This window comes from Psychrobacillus sp. FSL K6-1464 (assembly GCF_038003145.1).
Classification (GTDB): Bacteria; Bacillota; Bacilli; order Bacillales_A; family Planococcaceae; genus Psychrobacillus; species Psychrobacillus psychrotolerans.
The window spans coordinates 15,646-30,986 of the sequence record NZ_JBBOOP010000001.1; the positions used below are offsets into that span (position 1 = coordinate 15,646).

A 15,341-nucleotide genomic window follows, 5' to 3' on the forward strand; every position below is an offset into this window, starting at 1 on the left:
AATAAACATATTATTTGCGGATTCTTGACACTTACAAGAAGCGCTGATAACCTTGTAATAATATTCATTTAACGAGGAGGAATTTTGAAAAATGTGGGAGTCTAAATTTCAAAAAGAAGGATTAACATTTGATGATGTTTTATTAGTTCCAGCTCAATCGGAAGTTTTACCAAAAGATATCAATTTATCTGTGCAATTAACGGATAAAATTAAATTAAATATACCAATGATTAGTGCAGGAATGGACACAGTAACAGAAGCTAAAATGGCAATAGCAATGGCACGTCAGGGCGGACTTGGAATTATTCATAAAAATATGAGTATTGAAGAACAATCTGAACAAGTACTAACAGTTAAACGTTCAGAAAATGGAGTTATTACAGATCCTTTCTTTTTAACTCCAACTCATCAAGTATATGATGCAGAGCATTTGATGGGGAAATATAGAATTTCCGGTGTCCCTATTGTAAATAATGAAGAAGATTTACAATTAGTCGGCATTATCACAAACCGTGATTTACGTTTTATTCAAGATTACTCTTTAAAAATTGATGATGTAATGACAAAGGAACAACTAGTTACAGCTTCTGTTGGAACCACTCTTGAGGATGCAGAGAAAATTCTTCAACAATATAAAATTGAAAAGTTACCTATCGTTGATGAAAATGGAAAACTAAAAGGATTAATCACTATTAAAGATATTGAAAAAGTGATTGAATTTCCTAATGCTGCAAAGGATCATCATGGACGCTTGTTAGTTGGCGCTGCAGTAGGTGTTACAAAAGATACGATGCTTAGAGTGCAAAAACTTGTAGAAGCACAAGTAGATGTGATTGTTATTGATACAGCACATGGTCATTCTCAAGGGGTTATGGATACGGTAAAAGAAATTCGCAACACTTATCCAGATTTAGATATCGTAGCTGGTAACGTTGCTACTGGTGAAGCAACTAAGGCTTTATTTGAAGCAGGAGCTGATGTTGTCAAAGTTGGTATCGGCCCTGGTTCTATTTGTACTACTCGTGTTGTAGCGGGTGTTGGGGTTCCTCAAATTACAGCTATATACGATTGTGCTACAGAGGCTCGCAAAGCAGGTAAAACAATAATTGCTGATGGTGGTATTAAGTATTCAGGTGATATTGTAAAAGCTTTAGCTGCTGGTGGACATGTTGTTATGTTAGGAAGTTTACTTGCTGGTACGACAGAGAGTCCTGGAGAAACAGAAATTTTCCAAGGCAGACGTTTTAAAACTTATCGCGGAATGGGATCAATTGCAGCTATGGAAAAAGGCTCAAAAGACCGTTACTTCCAAGAAGATGCAAAAAAATTAGTTCCAGAAGGCATTGAAGGCCGTCTTCCTTATAAAGGACCACTTTCTGATACTGTGCACCAATTACTAGGTGGTGTTCGTGCAGGAATGGGGTATTGTGGAACAGGTACACTTGAAGCGCTAAGAGAGAATGCACAATTTATCCGCATGACTGGTGCTGGATTACGTGAAAGTCATCCTCATGATGTTCAAATTACGAAAGAAGCTCCAAACTACTCTATATCGTAAGTAATTGCACTAGATAGAAACTTTTGCACCCATTTGTCGTCTTAAACTAGGACGAATGGGTGCTTTTTTGTATACAAGTGTCCTACCTTGCTAAAGTATGATAAAATGAGCAATGATAAAACCAAAAGGTGGAGGTACGATAGTGAAGAAGGTATGGATGACATCAATGATAAAGTGGCTTGTACTTCCGATGTTTCTTGTGTCAGTAGTATGTAGTATGCCTGCTGCTACAAAAGCAGAGGAAAGCTTGAATTTAAATGTAGATGCAGCAATTTTAATCGATGCAGAGACAGGAAAAATTTTATATGAAAAGAATTCTGAGACAGCGCTTGGAATAGCAAGTATGACGAAAATGATGACGGAGTATTTGTTATTTGAAGCAATAGCAGAAGGTAAAGTAACATGGGATCAACAATATAATGTTACTGAATATACATACAAAATCTCTCAGGATCGTCGTTTAAGTAATGTACCACTACGTGAAGATGGTAGCTATTCTATTCAAGAGCTTTATGAAGCAATGGCCATATATTCTGCAAATGCTGCTACTATAGCAATTGCTGAAACAATTGCAGGTACTGAAGATAATTTTATAAAGCTAATGAATGAAAAAGCAGCAGAGATGGGACTAGAAGGATATAAATTCGTCAATTCTTCAGGTCTAAATAATGAAGATTTACAAGGTATGCACCCAGCGAGTACTAATGCTTCTGATGAAAACGTAATGCCTGCCAAATCAGTGGCAATTCTTGCATATTATTTGATGAAAGATTTCCCTGAAGTTTTAGAAACTACAAAGATTCCTAAGAAAATATTCCGTGAAGGAACTTCTGATGCAATAGAGATGAGTAACTGGAACTGGATGTTACCAGGTTTAGTATATGAATATGAAGGCGTAGATGGATTGAAAACCGGAACAACAGAATTTGCAGGTCATTCCTTTACTGCAACTGCTCAAAAGAACGGAATGCGTGTTATTTCTGTCGTAATGAAAGCAGTGGGTGCAGATGGAAAAGGTTCGTACAAAGCACGTTTTGATGCAACAAGAGCTCTATTAGATTATGGGTTCTCCCAGTTTTCTAAAGAAGAGATTGTTCCAGCAGGATTTAAAATTCCAAAACAAGCCACATTAAAAGTAGAAAAAGGGAAAGAGGACACAGTTGCAATTGCTGTGAAGGAACCCATTTCTATGATTATTAAGACAAATGAAAAAGAATTGTACAAGCCTGTATTTACACCAACTAAAGAGACGCTTGAAGCAGCTATTAAAAAAGACACAGTTGTAGGTAAAGTTCACTTAGAGAAATCTGAAGGAACTGACTATGGCTATATAACTGATCAAGCGGCAGAAACAGATGTAGTAACTACTGAAGCGGTAGAACGTTCTAGTTGGATAAGCTTAATGTTCCAAGGGATCGGTAAATTTTTCGGTAATTTATGGAACAGCACAACAGACTTTATAGGTGGATTATTTTAAATAGCAGAAGCACCGTAGCTCATCAAGAGTTACGGTGCTTTTTAATTTCTAGTGCTTTCATCAGTTGATGAATAGAAGAAGCAACTTGTTCCATTTTTAGGCCACCAAAACCTAGTACAAGCTTTGGAAAAGTTTGCTCATCTAAATTCGATGAAATGTAATCCTGAAGACCATAAATCCGAATGTCCGCTTGCTCAGCAAGTTTCACTAGTTCTGTCTCTGTTTTAGTTGTACGAATGGTCAGTAAAATATGCATTCCCGCCTGTTCTCCAGAAATACTAACCGTGGGATGGTATTGTAAAATAGTTTTTGTAATAATTTCTAACTTACGTTTATAAATTTTTCTCATTCTATTTAAATGTTTTGCGAAGTAACCATCTTCCATAAAGTTTGCTAGTATATGCTGATCCATTCGAGGAACTGTAGCTGCATAATAAGAAAATCTTTGTTTATATTGTAAGATTAGAGACTTTGGTAGAACTGCATAGGCTATTCGCAAAGAAGGCATTAGTGACTTAGAAAATGTACTCAAATAGATGACCCGTTCATTTTGATCTATACCTTGTAGGGATGGAATAGGCTTACCCGTGTATCTAAACTCGCTATCGTAATCATCTTCAATAATGTATCTATTATCCTGCTGATATGCCCACGCTAGTAACTGGCTGCGGCGGGTTGCAGACAATACTGCTCCTGTCGGAAACTGGTGAGAGGGAGTCACATACATCACATTTGCAAAAGATTGCTCTAGTTTAGAAACTATGACCCCATCATTATCTACTGCTATAGGTACAGACATCCTACTATCATTAAAAAATAAGTGATGTGTAAGTGGATACCCAGGGTTTTCAAATCCATACACTGCCTTTTCACCAAGCAAATGAATAATGAGCGGCATAATTTGTTCAGTACCTGAGCCTAGAATAATTTGTTCAGGTGTACTCTTTACTCCCCTAGATTGGAATAAGTAAGAAGAAATTTGCTGTCTTAATAAATAATCTCCTTGGGGATGACCTAACTGTAGTAACTCCCCATTTTCTTCATTTACAATGTCCTTCGCATATCTTCTCCAAGTCTTAAAAGGAAAAGAGTCTGTATCAATTTTACCTGTAGAAAGATCGACCGAAAAGGAAGGTGTATCAGTCGATTCCGGCACGATAGAAGCAATACCTTGTTCAATGATCGCTAATTCTTCTAAATTTTGAACAAAGTATCCACGTCGAGGTTCAGATACTATAAACCCTTCAGCAACTAACTGGCTATAGGCAAACTCAATCGTTGTCTGACTGACTGCTAAATATTCGGCAAGCTTTCTTTTAGAGGGAAGCTTAATACCTTCTTCAATTGTTCCGTTTATTATGGCTTTCTTTATGGATTGATATAATTGTTCATATAGTGGGGTTTTTGAATTATGTATTAACTGAAACATTAGGAAATCCATTATTTCTCCCATCTGACCACTTCTTTTGATTTATTTTAGAAACTTATAGTATGGTCATATTTTATTATACTAAATTTAATAAAAATAATGGAGCACTTGCATAAACAATTGGAAATCCTTTCACAAACTCTCGTCATGTAGGAAGGCAATGTTATATTGTAGAGAAGATATAGGAAAGTCTTGCAAAAGAAGTTCACGTATAGTAAAGTATGAGTAATTTCATGAATCAAAAACGATGATAGGAAGCAGTAACAAGCTCGTTTTTTATAGAGAGTCAGCGGTTGGTGAAAGCTGATATAAACACTTGTGAATCCGTCCTTTGAGTTGTGCGGCTGAATGATTAGTAGGTCGTGCCGGTTGAAAAGCCGTTAGAGTACAAGTAAGTGGATTCTGTCTATGACAGGATCAATCAGGGTGGCAACGCGGGTATGCTCTCGTCCCTTTTTCATGGGATGGGGGCTTTTTTGTGTTTTCAAAATTTTAAGGAGGAATATTATATGTTGGATGTAAAATTTGTACGTGATAATTATGAAACAGTTAAAGCAAAACTTGCTAAGCGTGGGGAAGATATTTCAGAATTTGATCAATTCCAACCTTTAGATCAAAAGCGTCGTGAATTGATTGCGAAAACAGAAGTGTTAAAGGCTGAAAGAAACGAGTTTTCTCAAAAAATATCTCTGATGAAACGAAACAAAGAAAATGCGGATGAACTTATCGCACGTATGCGTGAAGTAGGCGATGCAATAAAATCATTAGACGATGAGCTTCGGGATGTAGAAGAAAAATTTGAACATATGATGATGCGAATCCCCAATATTCCGCATGATAGTGTACCGATTGGTGATTCTGAAGATGATAACGTAGAAATACTTAAATGGGGAGAAGTTCCGTCATTTGATTTTGAAACGAAAGCACATTGGGATATTGCGACAGATTTAAAATTAGTAGATTTTGAACGAGCGGCAAAAGTAACAGGAAGTCGTTTTGCATTTTATCGTGGACTAGGAGCAAGACTGGAACGTGGATTATTAAACTTCATGATGGACCTACATGCTGAAGAGCATGGCTATGAAGAAATGCTTCCTCCTTATTTAGCAAATCGTGCAAGTCTTACAGGCACTGGGCAACTTCCAAAGTTTGAAGAGGATGCTTTCCTAATTGGAGAAGAGGATTATTTCTTAATACCAACGGCAGAAGTACCTGTAACAAATTTTTATAGAGACGAAATATTAGATGGAGCGGAACTTCCACAAGCGTTCACTGCTTATAGTGCTTGTTTCCGTTCTGAAGCTGGATCAGCAGGTCGCGATACTCGTGGGTTAATACGTCAACATCAATTTAACAAAGTCGAGTTAGTTCGTTTTGTAAAGCCAGAGGATTCTTATGAGCAGTTAGAACTTTTAACTGGACATGCAGAAAAAGTATTACAATTGTTAGGTCTGCCATATCGTAAACTTCATATGTGTACAGCAGATCTAGGCTTTACAGCTGCAAAGAAATACGATTTAGAGGTTTGGCTACCAAGCTATGGTGAATACAAAGAAATTTCTTCATGTAGTAACTTTGAAGATTTCCAAGCTAGACGTGCAGGAATTCGTTTTCGTCGTGAAGCTGGAGGAAAACCTGAGTATGTGCATACTTTAAATGGCAGTGGATTAGCACTGGGACGAACAGTAGCGGCTATATTAGAAAATTACCAACAAGCAGATGGAACAGTTATAGTTCCAGAAGTTCTTGTTCCATATATGGGTGGAAAAACTGTTATTAAATAAAAAAAGGACCAGATTCGCTATAAACCGCGTTTCTGGTTCTTTTTTTGTTCACGAAGGTTACGGAAAAATTGAGTGAGTATACTGCCGCATTCTTCTGCTAAAATGCCTTCTGTGACGTCACAGCAATGGTTAAATCTATCGTCATTTAATAGTCTGTACAGGGAATCTACACAGCCGGCTTTGGTATCTCTTGCTCCGTAAACTACTCGAGGAATTCGTGACTGTAAAATTGCTCCTGCACACATAGGGCAAGGCTCCAAGGTAACATATAAAGTTGTTTCTTCTAATCTCCAATTATTAAGTGCTGCACAGGCCTCTTGAATAGCGAGCAGTTCTGCATGGGTTGTGGCATTTAGGCTTGTTTCTCTTAAGTTGTAAGCCGATGCAATAACTTGATCATTATGTACTATTACAGCACCTATAGGAACTTCTCCAATGGCTGCTGCCTTCTTTGCTTCTTCTATGGCTAAATTCATATAATATTCATCCATTTTTCATCGACTCCTTCTTCTTAGTTTAGCATGTTTTTTTGAGAACTTGCATACTCTAAGATGAAGGAGTGATGCATTGATCCATATAGTTAAACAAGGAGATAGTTTATATGCAATCGCCAAACGGTTCGGAACAACAGTGGAAAGTATTGTCTCTATAAATGAAATTCCTGACCCTGATGTATTAGTAATAGGCCAGGCGCTGGTACTACCATCAAATCCAAGTCCAAACAGACCTACCATTGAAACAAATTTGTATGTTGAATGGTATACAGAAGTACCTGCGGAACGTGTGCTAGAGCAAGTAGAGAAGGTAGCCTCCAATTTAACGTATATGATGCCTTTTTCGTATGAAGTACTACGAGACGGCTCATTGACGGAGATGAATTGGGGGACGTTAAGTGAAATTGCTAAAGAGCAACAGGTAGAAACAGTGATTGTCATAGCGAATATTGAAGATTATGGGTTTAATGCTTCTCTAGCTCATACCATTTTCACCGATGAAGCAGTGAAGACCAATTTGTTTAAACAAGCAGTGGCAGAGGCTGAAAAAAGAGGAACGAAGCATATTCATATAGATTTTGAATATATGGAAGCGACGGATAGAGAAAACTACGTGAACTTTATAAAGGAATTTAAAGAATTTGCTAAAGGATATGTTATATCCGTAACACTTCCGCCTAAGACTAGTGCCGATCAACCAGGAAGATGGTATGAAGCTTTTGACTATAAGGCAATAGGAGAAGTAGCAGATTTTGTTGTTATTATGACCTATGAATGGGGATATAGTGGTGGGCCACCGATGGCTGTCTCTCCAATTGGACCAGTTCGTAGAGTATTGGAATATGCAAAGACAGAAATACTGCCAAGTAAAATTATGATGGGGCAGAATTTGTATGGATATGATTGGACATTACCTTATAAGGTAGGAAACCCAAATGCTAGGGCATTAAGTCCACAACAGGCTATTCAACTAGCAAAGGATCGAAATGCCGCAATCGAGTACGATCAAAATGCACAGGCTCCTTTCTTTCACTATTGGCAGAATGGTATCGAACACGAGGTTTGGTTTGAAGATGCACGTTCTATTCAAGCTAAATTCAAACTTTTAATAGAACTGCAGCTGCTAGGAATAGCATATTGGCATAGTGGATTTGACTTTCCACAAAATTGGTACTTACTTCATGAAATGTTCCAAGTGAAGAAAAAATAGAGCAAATTAGCCTTTCCTTGGAAAGGTGGATTTGCTCTATTTTTCGTTTTCAGCGTGTGCTAAAATAGATGATACGACTTGAAATCTTAGAGTGAGGTTAAAACTTATGTCCATTCCATTTATAACAGTAGAAGGTCCAATAGGGGTTGGGAAGACTTCCCTGGCGAAAGCTATTTCGGCCAAATATCAATTTGCATTACTGAAAGAAATTGTGGATGAGAATCCTTTTTTAAACAAGTTTTACGAGGATATAGCAGAGTGGAGTTTCCAAACAGAGATGTTTTTTCTGTGTAATCGTTATAAACAATTAAGTGATATAGAGAAAAAATATTTATCAAAAGAAAATCCAGTTGTGGCTGATTATCATATTTTCAAAAATCTAATTTTCGCGAAACGTACATTGAGTGAAGTAGAATATGAAAAGTATGAATCAATATATCAAATCCTAACAAAGGATATGCCTGTTCCTAATATGGTCATATATATAGATGCAAGTATAGATGTACTTCTTAGTCGAATTGATATGCGAGGAAGGGATTTCGAGAAAAAAATTAGCCCTGACTACTTGGAGCAGCTCTCAGCAGATTATCGAATGTTTATCGATGACTTCGAACAAAAGCATCCTGAAGTACCAGTTCTTCGAATAAGTGGAAACGAGATAGATTTTGTTCAAAATGGTAAGGACCTACAAATAATACTAGAAAAAGTAGATGCAACATTGCATAAAAGGAGTTATTAATAATGAGTTTAAGAGAGAAATATGGCATCCCTTCAAATGCAGTCATTACAATTGCAGGAACTGTTGGAGTGGGTAAATCAACAATGACTAAAGCATTAGCAGAAGCATTACATTTTAAAACGTCTTTTGAAAAAGTAGATACAAACCCTTATTTAGATCGTTTTTACGAAGACTTTTCTAAGTGGAGCTTTCATTTACAAATCTACTTCCTAGCTGAACGTTTTAAAGAGCAAAAAAGAATGTTTGAGTATGGCGGTGGCTTTATACAAGACCGTTCTATTTATGAAGATACTGGTATATTTGCACAAATGCATAAAGAAAAAGGTACGATGGATCCTGTAGATCATGAAACCTATACGAGCTTGTTTGAAGCTATGGTAATGACTCCATATTTCCCACATCCAAACTTACTAATATATTTAGAAGGATCAATGGATGACATTATCGATCGAATTCACGATAGAGGTCGCCCAATGGAGCAGCAAACCCCTATCTCTTACTGGGAAGAAATGCATGGACGCTATGAGCGATGGATTGATGCATTCAATGGTTGTCCAGTACTTCGTTTGAATATTAATGATTATGATATTATGACAAACCCGAATGACGTAGAAACAATTTTAGAACGCGTTGGTCAATTCATGGAACAAACTGCTATTATTCGTAAATAAATAAAATCCTCCTGTGATTATTTACAGGAGGATTTTTATATAAGTAAGTTATTTTGGCGTAAAAAAAGAAGCTAACGGATATCGCTACCTTCTTAATATTCTGAACACAATGTTTTAAGAAAAATTCGTTACCTATGTAACGAATTCAATCTCAAATTTATGCGTGTGTATATAAAATGGAGGAGGAAGAGGGATTCGAACCCCCGCGCGGTATGACCCGCCTGTCGGTTTTCAAGACCGATCCCTTCAGCCAGACTTGGGTATTCCTCCGAAGTACATCAACTAATTTATCATAGAAGAAAATGAATGTCAACATATTTTTAGTCAAATGAGTGTGAGAAACTATATATGACCATTGTGAAAAGAAACGAGCCAATATTATCTCTATTTTTTAAAAAATCTTTATGTTATTACTATAAAATAGTAAATGTATATAAATTTACTTGTGCTTTATCATTGATTTTTGTCTATAAAAAAAGTATACTTGTAAATGCCGTGCTAGGTGGGAAGGTAGCGGTGTCTTGTAACTCGCAATCCGCTCTAGCGAGACTGAACTCCTTCTCTGAGGTTGAATACATGTAGGGTCTGGTATTTGCACGTGACGTTGACGTTTGGGTCCTGCGCAATGGGTACCCATGAACCATGTCAGGTCCGGAAGGAAGCAGCATTAAGTGGTGTTTTCTCATGTGCCGCGGGGTAGCCTAAACTGAGTTAACGACAAAGGTGCCGCTTATGTGTTTCAATCGAAGGAAGGTGCACGGCATTTAATATTAAACTTCAACTCATTTGTCTAATAGACAGATGAGTTTTTTATTTGGAAAAAAGATTTACTATACATAAATAAGCGAAGTCTAGTTAGCTTTATGGTATAATAGAAACCATTAACAATTAGAAATGAGAAGGAGGGAAATGATTGTCGTATCAAGCTTTTTACCGTGCTTATAGGCCACAATCGTTTGCGGAAATGTCCGGTCAAACTCATATTAAGCAAACTCTTCAAAATGCCCTCCTTTACAACAAAACAACACATGCTTATTTATTTTCTGGTCCTCGAGGTACAGGTAAAACTAGTGCAGCGAAAATATTTGCAAAGGCTTTGAATTGTGAAAATGGTCCAGCAAAAGAGCCTTGTAATACATGTGAAACTTGTAAAAGTATAACAGAAGGCTCAAATACAGATGTGATTGAATTTGACGCAGCTTCTAACTCTCGAGTAGAAGAAATGCGTGATATTATCGAAAAAGTACGATTTGCACCTTCTAATGCTAAATATAAAGTGTATATTATCGATGAAGTGCATATGCTTTCCACGAGTGCATTCAATGCATTACTGAAGACACTAGAAGAACCACCAGCCCATGCTGTGTTCATCTTAGCAACAACAGAACCACATAAAATACCATTAACTATTATCTCTAGGTGTCAGCGTTTTGATTTTAAACGAATTACATCCAGTGATATTGTCTCTCGCATGGAAGAGGTATTAACGGATGCAAAAATTGAATACGATGAAGATGTACTGAAAATCATTGCGCAATCAGCCGCCGGCGGTATGCGTGATGCACTTAGTATGCTCGATCAAGTTGTATCCTTTAGTGCTGATAAAATGACCATTGAAGATGCATTACTGGTAACTGGTTCAATCGGGCAGGAAGTCTTTTTTCAATTAGCAGATGCATTGATAGACAAAGATATAGCCAAGGCCTTAGCTTGTATAGAAAAGTTAATCGAAGATGGCAAAGATCCAGTTCGATTAACAGAGGATTTTATAACTTTCTATAGAGACTTACTTGTCCTGCTTGTTGCTCCTGAGCAAACTGAATTACTAGAAATAGCGACAGGAGACTCTATGTTTTTAGAGCTTGCTTCCAAGTTTCAAGTAGATACCTTATACAAAGGCATTTCTATCTTGACAAATACACAACAAGAAATGCGTTTTTCTAATCATGCGAAAGTATATCTAGAAACAGCAATAATTCGATTGGCACACGTACCAAAAGAAGGAACCGTATCAAGTGAGAGTAACTCGGAGTTAGAAACAAAGGTACGAGTACTTGAAACACAATTACAACAACTACAACAGCAATTAAGCCAAGGGATGACATTGCAAGCTACTACTGGAACGCAAGATCAACCAAAGCGTCAAAGACAAAAGTCCTCTGGAGGCGTCAAAGTATCGAGTGGTCGGATATCAGAAATTTTGAAGACCGCCACAAAAACCGATATCCAGGTGATTAAATCTCAGTGGGCAAGTATTTTACAACAATTGCAAAAATCTCATGCTGCTTTATTAAATGATGCAGAGCCTGTAGCAGCATCTTCTAATGCATTTGTGTTAAAATTCAAGTATGATATTCATTGTCAAATGGCTATGGAGAACAAAACATTTTCTACTTCGTTTCCCCAGTTAATTGCTAACTTAACAGGGACTATGTATGAAGTGTTATATGTGCCTGAAGAAAATTGGTTAAAGATTCGAGAAGACTTTATTAAGCAAAACGGTTTAAAACAAAGCGCTCCAGAAACTGATGGAAATTCCTCTGAGCCAAATGACTCAATGGAACTATTACAGGCGATGGAACAAGTATCAGAGGATCCGTTGATAGTAGAGGCGGAGAAATTATTCGGAAAAGAATTTGTAGAAGTACAAGATAACTAAGGAGGAAAATTATTATGCGTGGAATGGGAAATATGCAAGGTATGATGAAACAAATGCAAAAAATGCAAAAGAAGATGGAAGAGGCACAAGAAGAACTAGCTACTCAACGTTTTGAAGCAGTAGCCGGTGGTGGCATGGTGAAAGTTATAGTTTCAGGACAAAAGGAAGTACTAGAAGTAGAACTAGATCCAGCAGTAGTAGATCCAGATGATATTGAAATGCTTCAAGATTTAATCGTTATTGCTACAAATGATGCTATTAAAAAAGCAGAAGAAACAGCGAACTCCACAATGGGTCAATTCACGAAAGGGTTGAACCTTCCTGGCATGTTCTAGGAGGAATAATAGATGCATTATCCTGAACCGATATCAAAACTAATTGATAGTTTTATGAAATTGCCGGGAATAGGGCCGAAAACAGCGGCCCGTCTGGCTTTTTTTGTCTTAACCATGAAAGAAGATACTGTTTTAGATTTTGCAAAAGCTTTAGTTGATGCAAAACGAAATTTAAGTTTTTGTTCTGTATGTGGGCATATAACCGATATTGATCCTTGTCATATTTGTCAGGATCAACAAAGAGATGCATCTTTAATCTGTGTGGTTCAAGATACAAAAGATGTAATTGCCTTGGAAAAGATGAGAGATTATAACGGACGATACCACGTACTTCATGGAGCAATTTCACCAATGGATGGAATTGGCCCAGAAGATATCAATGTACCTTCGCTTTTGAAAAGATTGCAAAATACAGAAATCGAAGAACTAATACTAGCTACCAATCCTACTATAGAAGGAGAAGCAACGGCGATGTATATTTCACGTCTTGTTAAACCGTCTGGTATTAAAACAACTAGAATTGCTCATGGATTACCTGTAGGTGGAGATTTAGAGTATGCAGATGAAGTAACTCTCTCTAAAGCTCTAGAAGGTCGCCGAGAGTTGTAGGAGGATGTGTTGGTGTGATGTTTTCTAAAAAAGGGAAAATGAAAAAGGAATTCGATAAGCAATTCATTACACTCATGAAAGAAACAAAGTCAGAGTGGCATCAGGCCCAGTTAATAGAGGATTACTTAAATGACTACGATTTAGATGCAGTTGCTAAAAGGAAAATGGCAGAAAGTATCCACTTCTATCTATATAAAGAAGCAAGGATCAGAAATGTCATCCTCAAATAGAATAACAAGAGCAATAGTTACATATAATGATAGATATGATTTTATGGAGGGTGTAACTCATGAAGTTTGTTATCATTATATGTTCACTATTACTTTTATCTTTTTTGTTATTTCGTAATTCATTCCCAAAGTTTTTTGAAGGACTATCTATCTTGTTGTTTCGTTTAGGTTTTTCCATACTCTTATTATATGGTGTACATTTATTGGTGGGGTCAATGGGTTATGCAATACCGGTGAATTTGTTTACAGGTACTGTAGCGGCAGTGTTAGGTATACCCGGAATCATCTCTGTTGTAGCGATTTCTATATTAATTTAAAAAAGTTTGCAAAAAGTGTTGACTTTATCATGAGAAGCGAGTAATATTGTAGAAGTCGCCAAGAGGTAATACATTATGGCAGACAACATGAACATTGAAAACTGAACATGCAAAACGTTAAGAAACATAGCTTTCAACTAACTTGTTAGGATGATAGCAAAACAATTTTGGACATCATTTAATGATGATGCCAGCAAAACAAAATGAGCTTTTAAACTAGTTCTAATTTGTTCGCTTTCAATGTGCTCTGCATACTGGAAGTGAACTATTATGGAGAGTTTGATCCTGGCTCAGGACGAACGCTGGCGGCATGCCTAATACATGCAAGTCGAGCGAATGACGAAGAAGCTTGCTTCTTCTGATTTAGCGGCGGACGGGTGAGTAACACGTGGGCAACCTGCCCTGTAGATTGGGATAACTCCGGGAAACCGGGGCTAATACCGAATAATCCATTTCCTCACATGGGGAGATGTTAAAAGACGGCATCTCGCTGTCACTACAGGATGGGCCCGCGGCGCATTAGCTAGTTGGTGAGGTAACGGCTCACCAAGGCGACGATGCGTAGCCGACCTGAGAGGGTGATCGGCCACACTGGGACTGAGACACGGCCCAGACTCCTACGGGAGGCAGCAGTAGGGAATCTTCCACAATGGACGAAAGTCTGATGGAGCAATGCCGCGTGAGTGAAGAAGGTTTTCGGATCGTAAAACTCTGTTGTGAGGGAAGAACAAGTATGAGAGTAACTGCTCGTACCTTGACGGTACCTCATTAGAAAGCCACGGCTAACTACGTGCCAGCAGCCGCGGTAATACGTAGGTGGCAAGCGTTGTCCGGAATTATTGGGCGTAAAGCGCGCGCAGGCGGTCCTTTAAGTCTGATGTGAAATCCCACGGCTCAACCGTGGAAGGTCATTGGAAACTGGGGGACTTGAGTACAGAAGAGGAAAGCGGAATTCCAAGTGTAGCGGTGAAATGCGTAGAGATTTGGAGGAACACCAGTGGCGAAGGCGGCTTTCTGGTCTGTAACTGACGCTGAGGCGCGAAAGCGTGGGGAGCAAACAGGATTAGATACCCTGGTAGTCCACGCCGTAAACGATGAGTGCTAAGTGTTAGGGGGTTTCCGCCCCTTAGTGCTGCAGCTAACGCATTAAGCACTCCGCCTGGGGAGTACGGTCGCAAGACTGAAACTCAAAGGAATTGACGGGGGCCCGCACAAGCGGTGGAGCATGTGGTTTAATTCGAAGCAACGCGAAGAACCTTACCAGGTCTTGACATCCCGCTGACCGGCCTAGAGATAGGCTTTTCCCTTCGGGGACAGCGGTGACAGGTGGTGCATGGTTGTCGTCAGCTCGTGTCGTGAGATGTTGGGTTAAGTCCCGCAACGAGCGCAACCCTTGATCTTAGTTGCCAGCATTCAGTTGGGCACTCTAAGGTGACTGCCGGTGATAAACCGGAGGAAGGTGGGGATGACGTCAAATCATCATGCCCCTTATGACCTGGGCTACACACGTGCTACAATGGACGGTACAGAGGGTCGCAACCCCGCGAGGGTGAGCAAATCCCATAAAACCGTTCTCAGTTCGGATTGTAGGCTGCAACTCGCCTACATGAAGCCGGAATCGCTAGTAATCGTGGATCAGCATGCCACGGTGAATACGTTCCCGGGCCTTGTACACACCGCCCGTCACACCACGAGAGTTTGTAACACCCGAAGTCGGTGGGGTAACCCTTACGGGAGCCAGCCGCCGAAGGTGGGACAGATGATTGGGGTGAAGTCGTAACAAGGTAGCCGTATCGGAAGGTGCGGCTGGATCACCTCCTTTCTAAGGA

At 38.7% G+C, this 15,341-nt stretch carries 13 protein-coding genes, 1 tRNA gene, 1 rRNA gene, 1 other RNA gene and 1 other annotated feature; of the genes, 13 read left to right on the forward strand and 3 right to left on the reverse strand.

The features are described from left to right. Positions 1-91: 91 nt before the first annotated feature. Positions 92-1,558, forward strand: a complete 1,467-nt coding sequence (gene guaB / locus MKX39_RS00055; RefSeq protein WP_093538730.1) for an IMP dehydrogenase — start codon at positions 92-94, stop codon at positions 1,556-1,558. 142 nt (positions 1,559-1,700) lie between these two features. Further along, on the forward strand, positions 1,701-3,035 hold the full coding sequence (locus MKX39_RS00060) for a serine hydrolase (protein WP_419957682.1): 1,335 nt from the start codon (positions 1,701-1,703) through the stop codon (positions 3,033-3,035). Between the two features lie 22 nt (positions 3,036-3,057). Here MKX39_RS00060 and pdxR read toward each other — a convergent pair whose 3' ends face one another. Continuing rightward, positions 3,058-4,476, reverse strand: a complete 1,419-nt coding sequence (gene pdxR, locus MKX39_RS00065) for a MocR-like pyridoxine biosynthesis transcription factor PdxR (RefSeq protein ID WP_445678039.1) — start codon at positions 4,474-4,476, stop codon at positions 3,058-3,060. A gap of 226 nt (positions 4,477-4,702) precedes the next feature. Continuing rightward, positions 4,703-4,921: a binding site (T-box leader), on the forward strand. 52 nt (positions 4,922-4,973) lie between these two features. Between pdxR and serS the strand changes: the two genes are divergently transcribed. Then, complete coding sequence (serS, locus tag MKX39_RS00070) at positions 4,974-6,248, forward strand: serine--tRNA ligase (RefSeq protein WP_340761063.1); 1,275 nt, start codon at positions 4,974-4,976, stop codon at positions 6,246-6,248. A gap of 17 nt (positions 6,249-6,265) precedes the next feature. Here serS and tadA read toward each other — a convergent pair whose 3' ends face one another. Next, complete coding sequence (gene tadA / locus MKX39_RS00075) at positions 6,266-6,739, reverse strand: tRNA adenosine(34) deaminase TadA (RefSeq protein WP_093538733.1); 474 nt, start codon at positions 6,737-6,739, stop codon at positions 6,266-6,268. 76 nt (positions 6,740-6,815) lie between these two features. Here tadA and MKX39_RS00080 point away from each other — a divergent pair, with 76 nt between their 5' ends. From MKX39_RS00080 to MKX39_RS00090, 3 genes are all read left to right on the forward strand, one after another. Continuing rightward, positions 6,816-7,952, forward strand: a complete 1,137-nt coding sequence (locus MKX39_RS00080) for a glycosyl hydrolase family 18 protein (RefSeq protein WP_340767845.1) — start codon at positions 6,816-6,818, stop codon at positions 7,950-7,952. 106 nt (positions 7,953-8,058) lie between these two features. Continuing rightward, positions 8,059-8,691: a deoxynucleoside kinase gene (locus MKX39_RS00085; protein ID WP_093538735.1), complete on the forward strand. Its 633-nt coding sequence runs from the start codon at positions 8,059-8,061 to the stop codon at positions 8,689-8,691. A gap of 2 nt (positions 8,692-8,693) precedes the next feature. Then, positions 8,694-9,362 (forward strand): deoxynucleoside kinase, encoded by a 669-nt coding sequence (locus MKX39_RS00090; RefSeq protein ID WP_093538736.1) that lies wholly within the window; start codon positions 8,694-8,696, stop codon positions 9,360-9,362. 177 nt (positions 9,363-9,539) lie between these two features. Here the strand turns inward: MKX39_RS00090 and MKX39_RS00095 are convergent. Further along, positions 9,540-9,632 (reverse strand) — tRNA-Ser (locus tag MKX39_RS00095). Between the two features lie 223 nt (positions 9,633-9,855). On the opposite strand from MKX39_RS00095, the gene ffs reads away from it, so the two are divergent. From ffs to MKX39_RS00130, 7 genes are all read left to right on the forward strand, one after another. Then, positions 9,856-10,123: signal recognition particle sRNA large type (gene ffs, locus MKX39_RS00100), an RNA gene on the forward strand. Positions 10,124-10,275: 152 nt separating this feature from the next. Beyond that, a complete protein-coding gene (gene dnaX, locus MKX39_RS00105; RefSeq protein WP_340767846.1) occupies positions 10,276-12,021 on the forward strand; it encodes a DNA polymerase III subunit gamma/tau in 1,746 nt (581 codons plus the stop codon). 14 nt (positions 12,022-12,035) lie between these two features. Then, positions 12,036-12,356, forward strand: coding sequence for a YbaB/EbfC family nucleoid-associated protein (locus MKX39_RS00110; protein ID WP_093538738.1), 321 nt, complete (start codon positions 12,036-12,038; stop codon positions 12,354-12,356). Between the two features lie 12 nt (positions 12,357-12,368). Further along, positions 12,369-12,965, forward strand: coding sequence for a recombination mediator RecR (recR, locus tag MKX39_RS00115; protein WP_093538739.1), 597 nt, complete (start codon positions 12,369-12,371; stop codon positions 12,963-12,965). Between the two features lie 17 nt (positions 12,966-12,982). Next, entirely contained in the window at positions 12,983-13,195 is a 213-nt protein-coding gene (locus MKX39_RS00120) for a YaaL family protein (RefSeq protein WP_340771269.1), read from the forward strand. Positions 13,196-13,254: 59 nt separating this feature from the next. Beyond that, a complete protein-coding gene (locus MKX39_RS00125; protein ID WP_093538741.1) occupies positions 13,255-13,512 on the forward strand; it encodes a pro-sigmaK processing inhibitor BofA family protein in 258 nt (85 codons plus the stop codon). A gap of 267 nt (positions 13,513-13,779) precedes the next feature. After that, a 16S ribosomal RNA gene (locus MKX39_RS00130) occupies positions 13,780-15,334 on the forward strand. Positions 15,335-15,341: the final 7 nt, after the last annotated feature.

Coding starts and splice junctions, on each gene's coding strand:
- MKX39_RS00090 (WP_093538736.1), top strand. CDS start 8,694: ATGAGTTTAAGAGAGAAATATGGCATCCCTTCAAATGCAGTCATTACA.
- guaB (WP_093538730.1), top strand. CDS start 92: ATGTGGGAGTCTAAATTTCAAAAAGAAGGATTAACATTTGATGATGTT.
- serS (WP_340761063.1), top strand. CDS start 4,974: ATGTTGGATGTAAAATTTGTACGTGATAATTATGAAACAGTTAAAGCA.
- MKX39_RS00120 (WP_340771269.1), top strand. CDS start 12,983: ATGTTTTCTAAAAAAGGGAAAATGAAAAAGGAATTCGATAAGCAATTC.
- MKX39_RS00110 (WP_093538738.1), top strand. CDS start 12,036: ATGCGTGGAATGGGAAATATGCAAGGTATGATGAAACAAATGCAAAAA.
- recR (WP_093538739.1), top strand. CDS start 12,369: ATGCATTATCCTGAACCGATATCAAAACTAATTGATAGTTTTATGAAA.
- MKX39_RS00125 (WP_093538741.1), top strand. CDS start 13,255: ATGAAGTTTGTTATCATTATATGTTCACTATTACTTTTATCTTTTTTG.
- pdxR (WP_445678039.1), bottom strand. CDS start 4,476: ATGGATTTCCTAATGTTTCAGTTAATACATAATTCAAAAACCCCACTA.
- tadA (WP_093538733.1), bottom strand. CDS start 6,739: ATGGATGAATATTATATGAATTTAGCCATAGAAGAAGCAAAGAAGGCA.
- MKX39_RS00085 (WP_093538735.1), top strand. CDS start 8,059: ATGTCCATTCCATTTATAACAGTAGAAGGTCCAATAGGGGTTGGGAAG.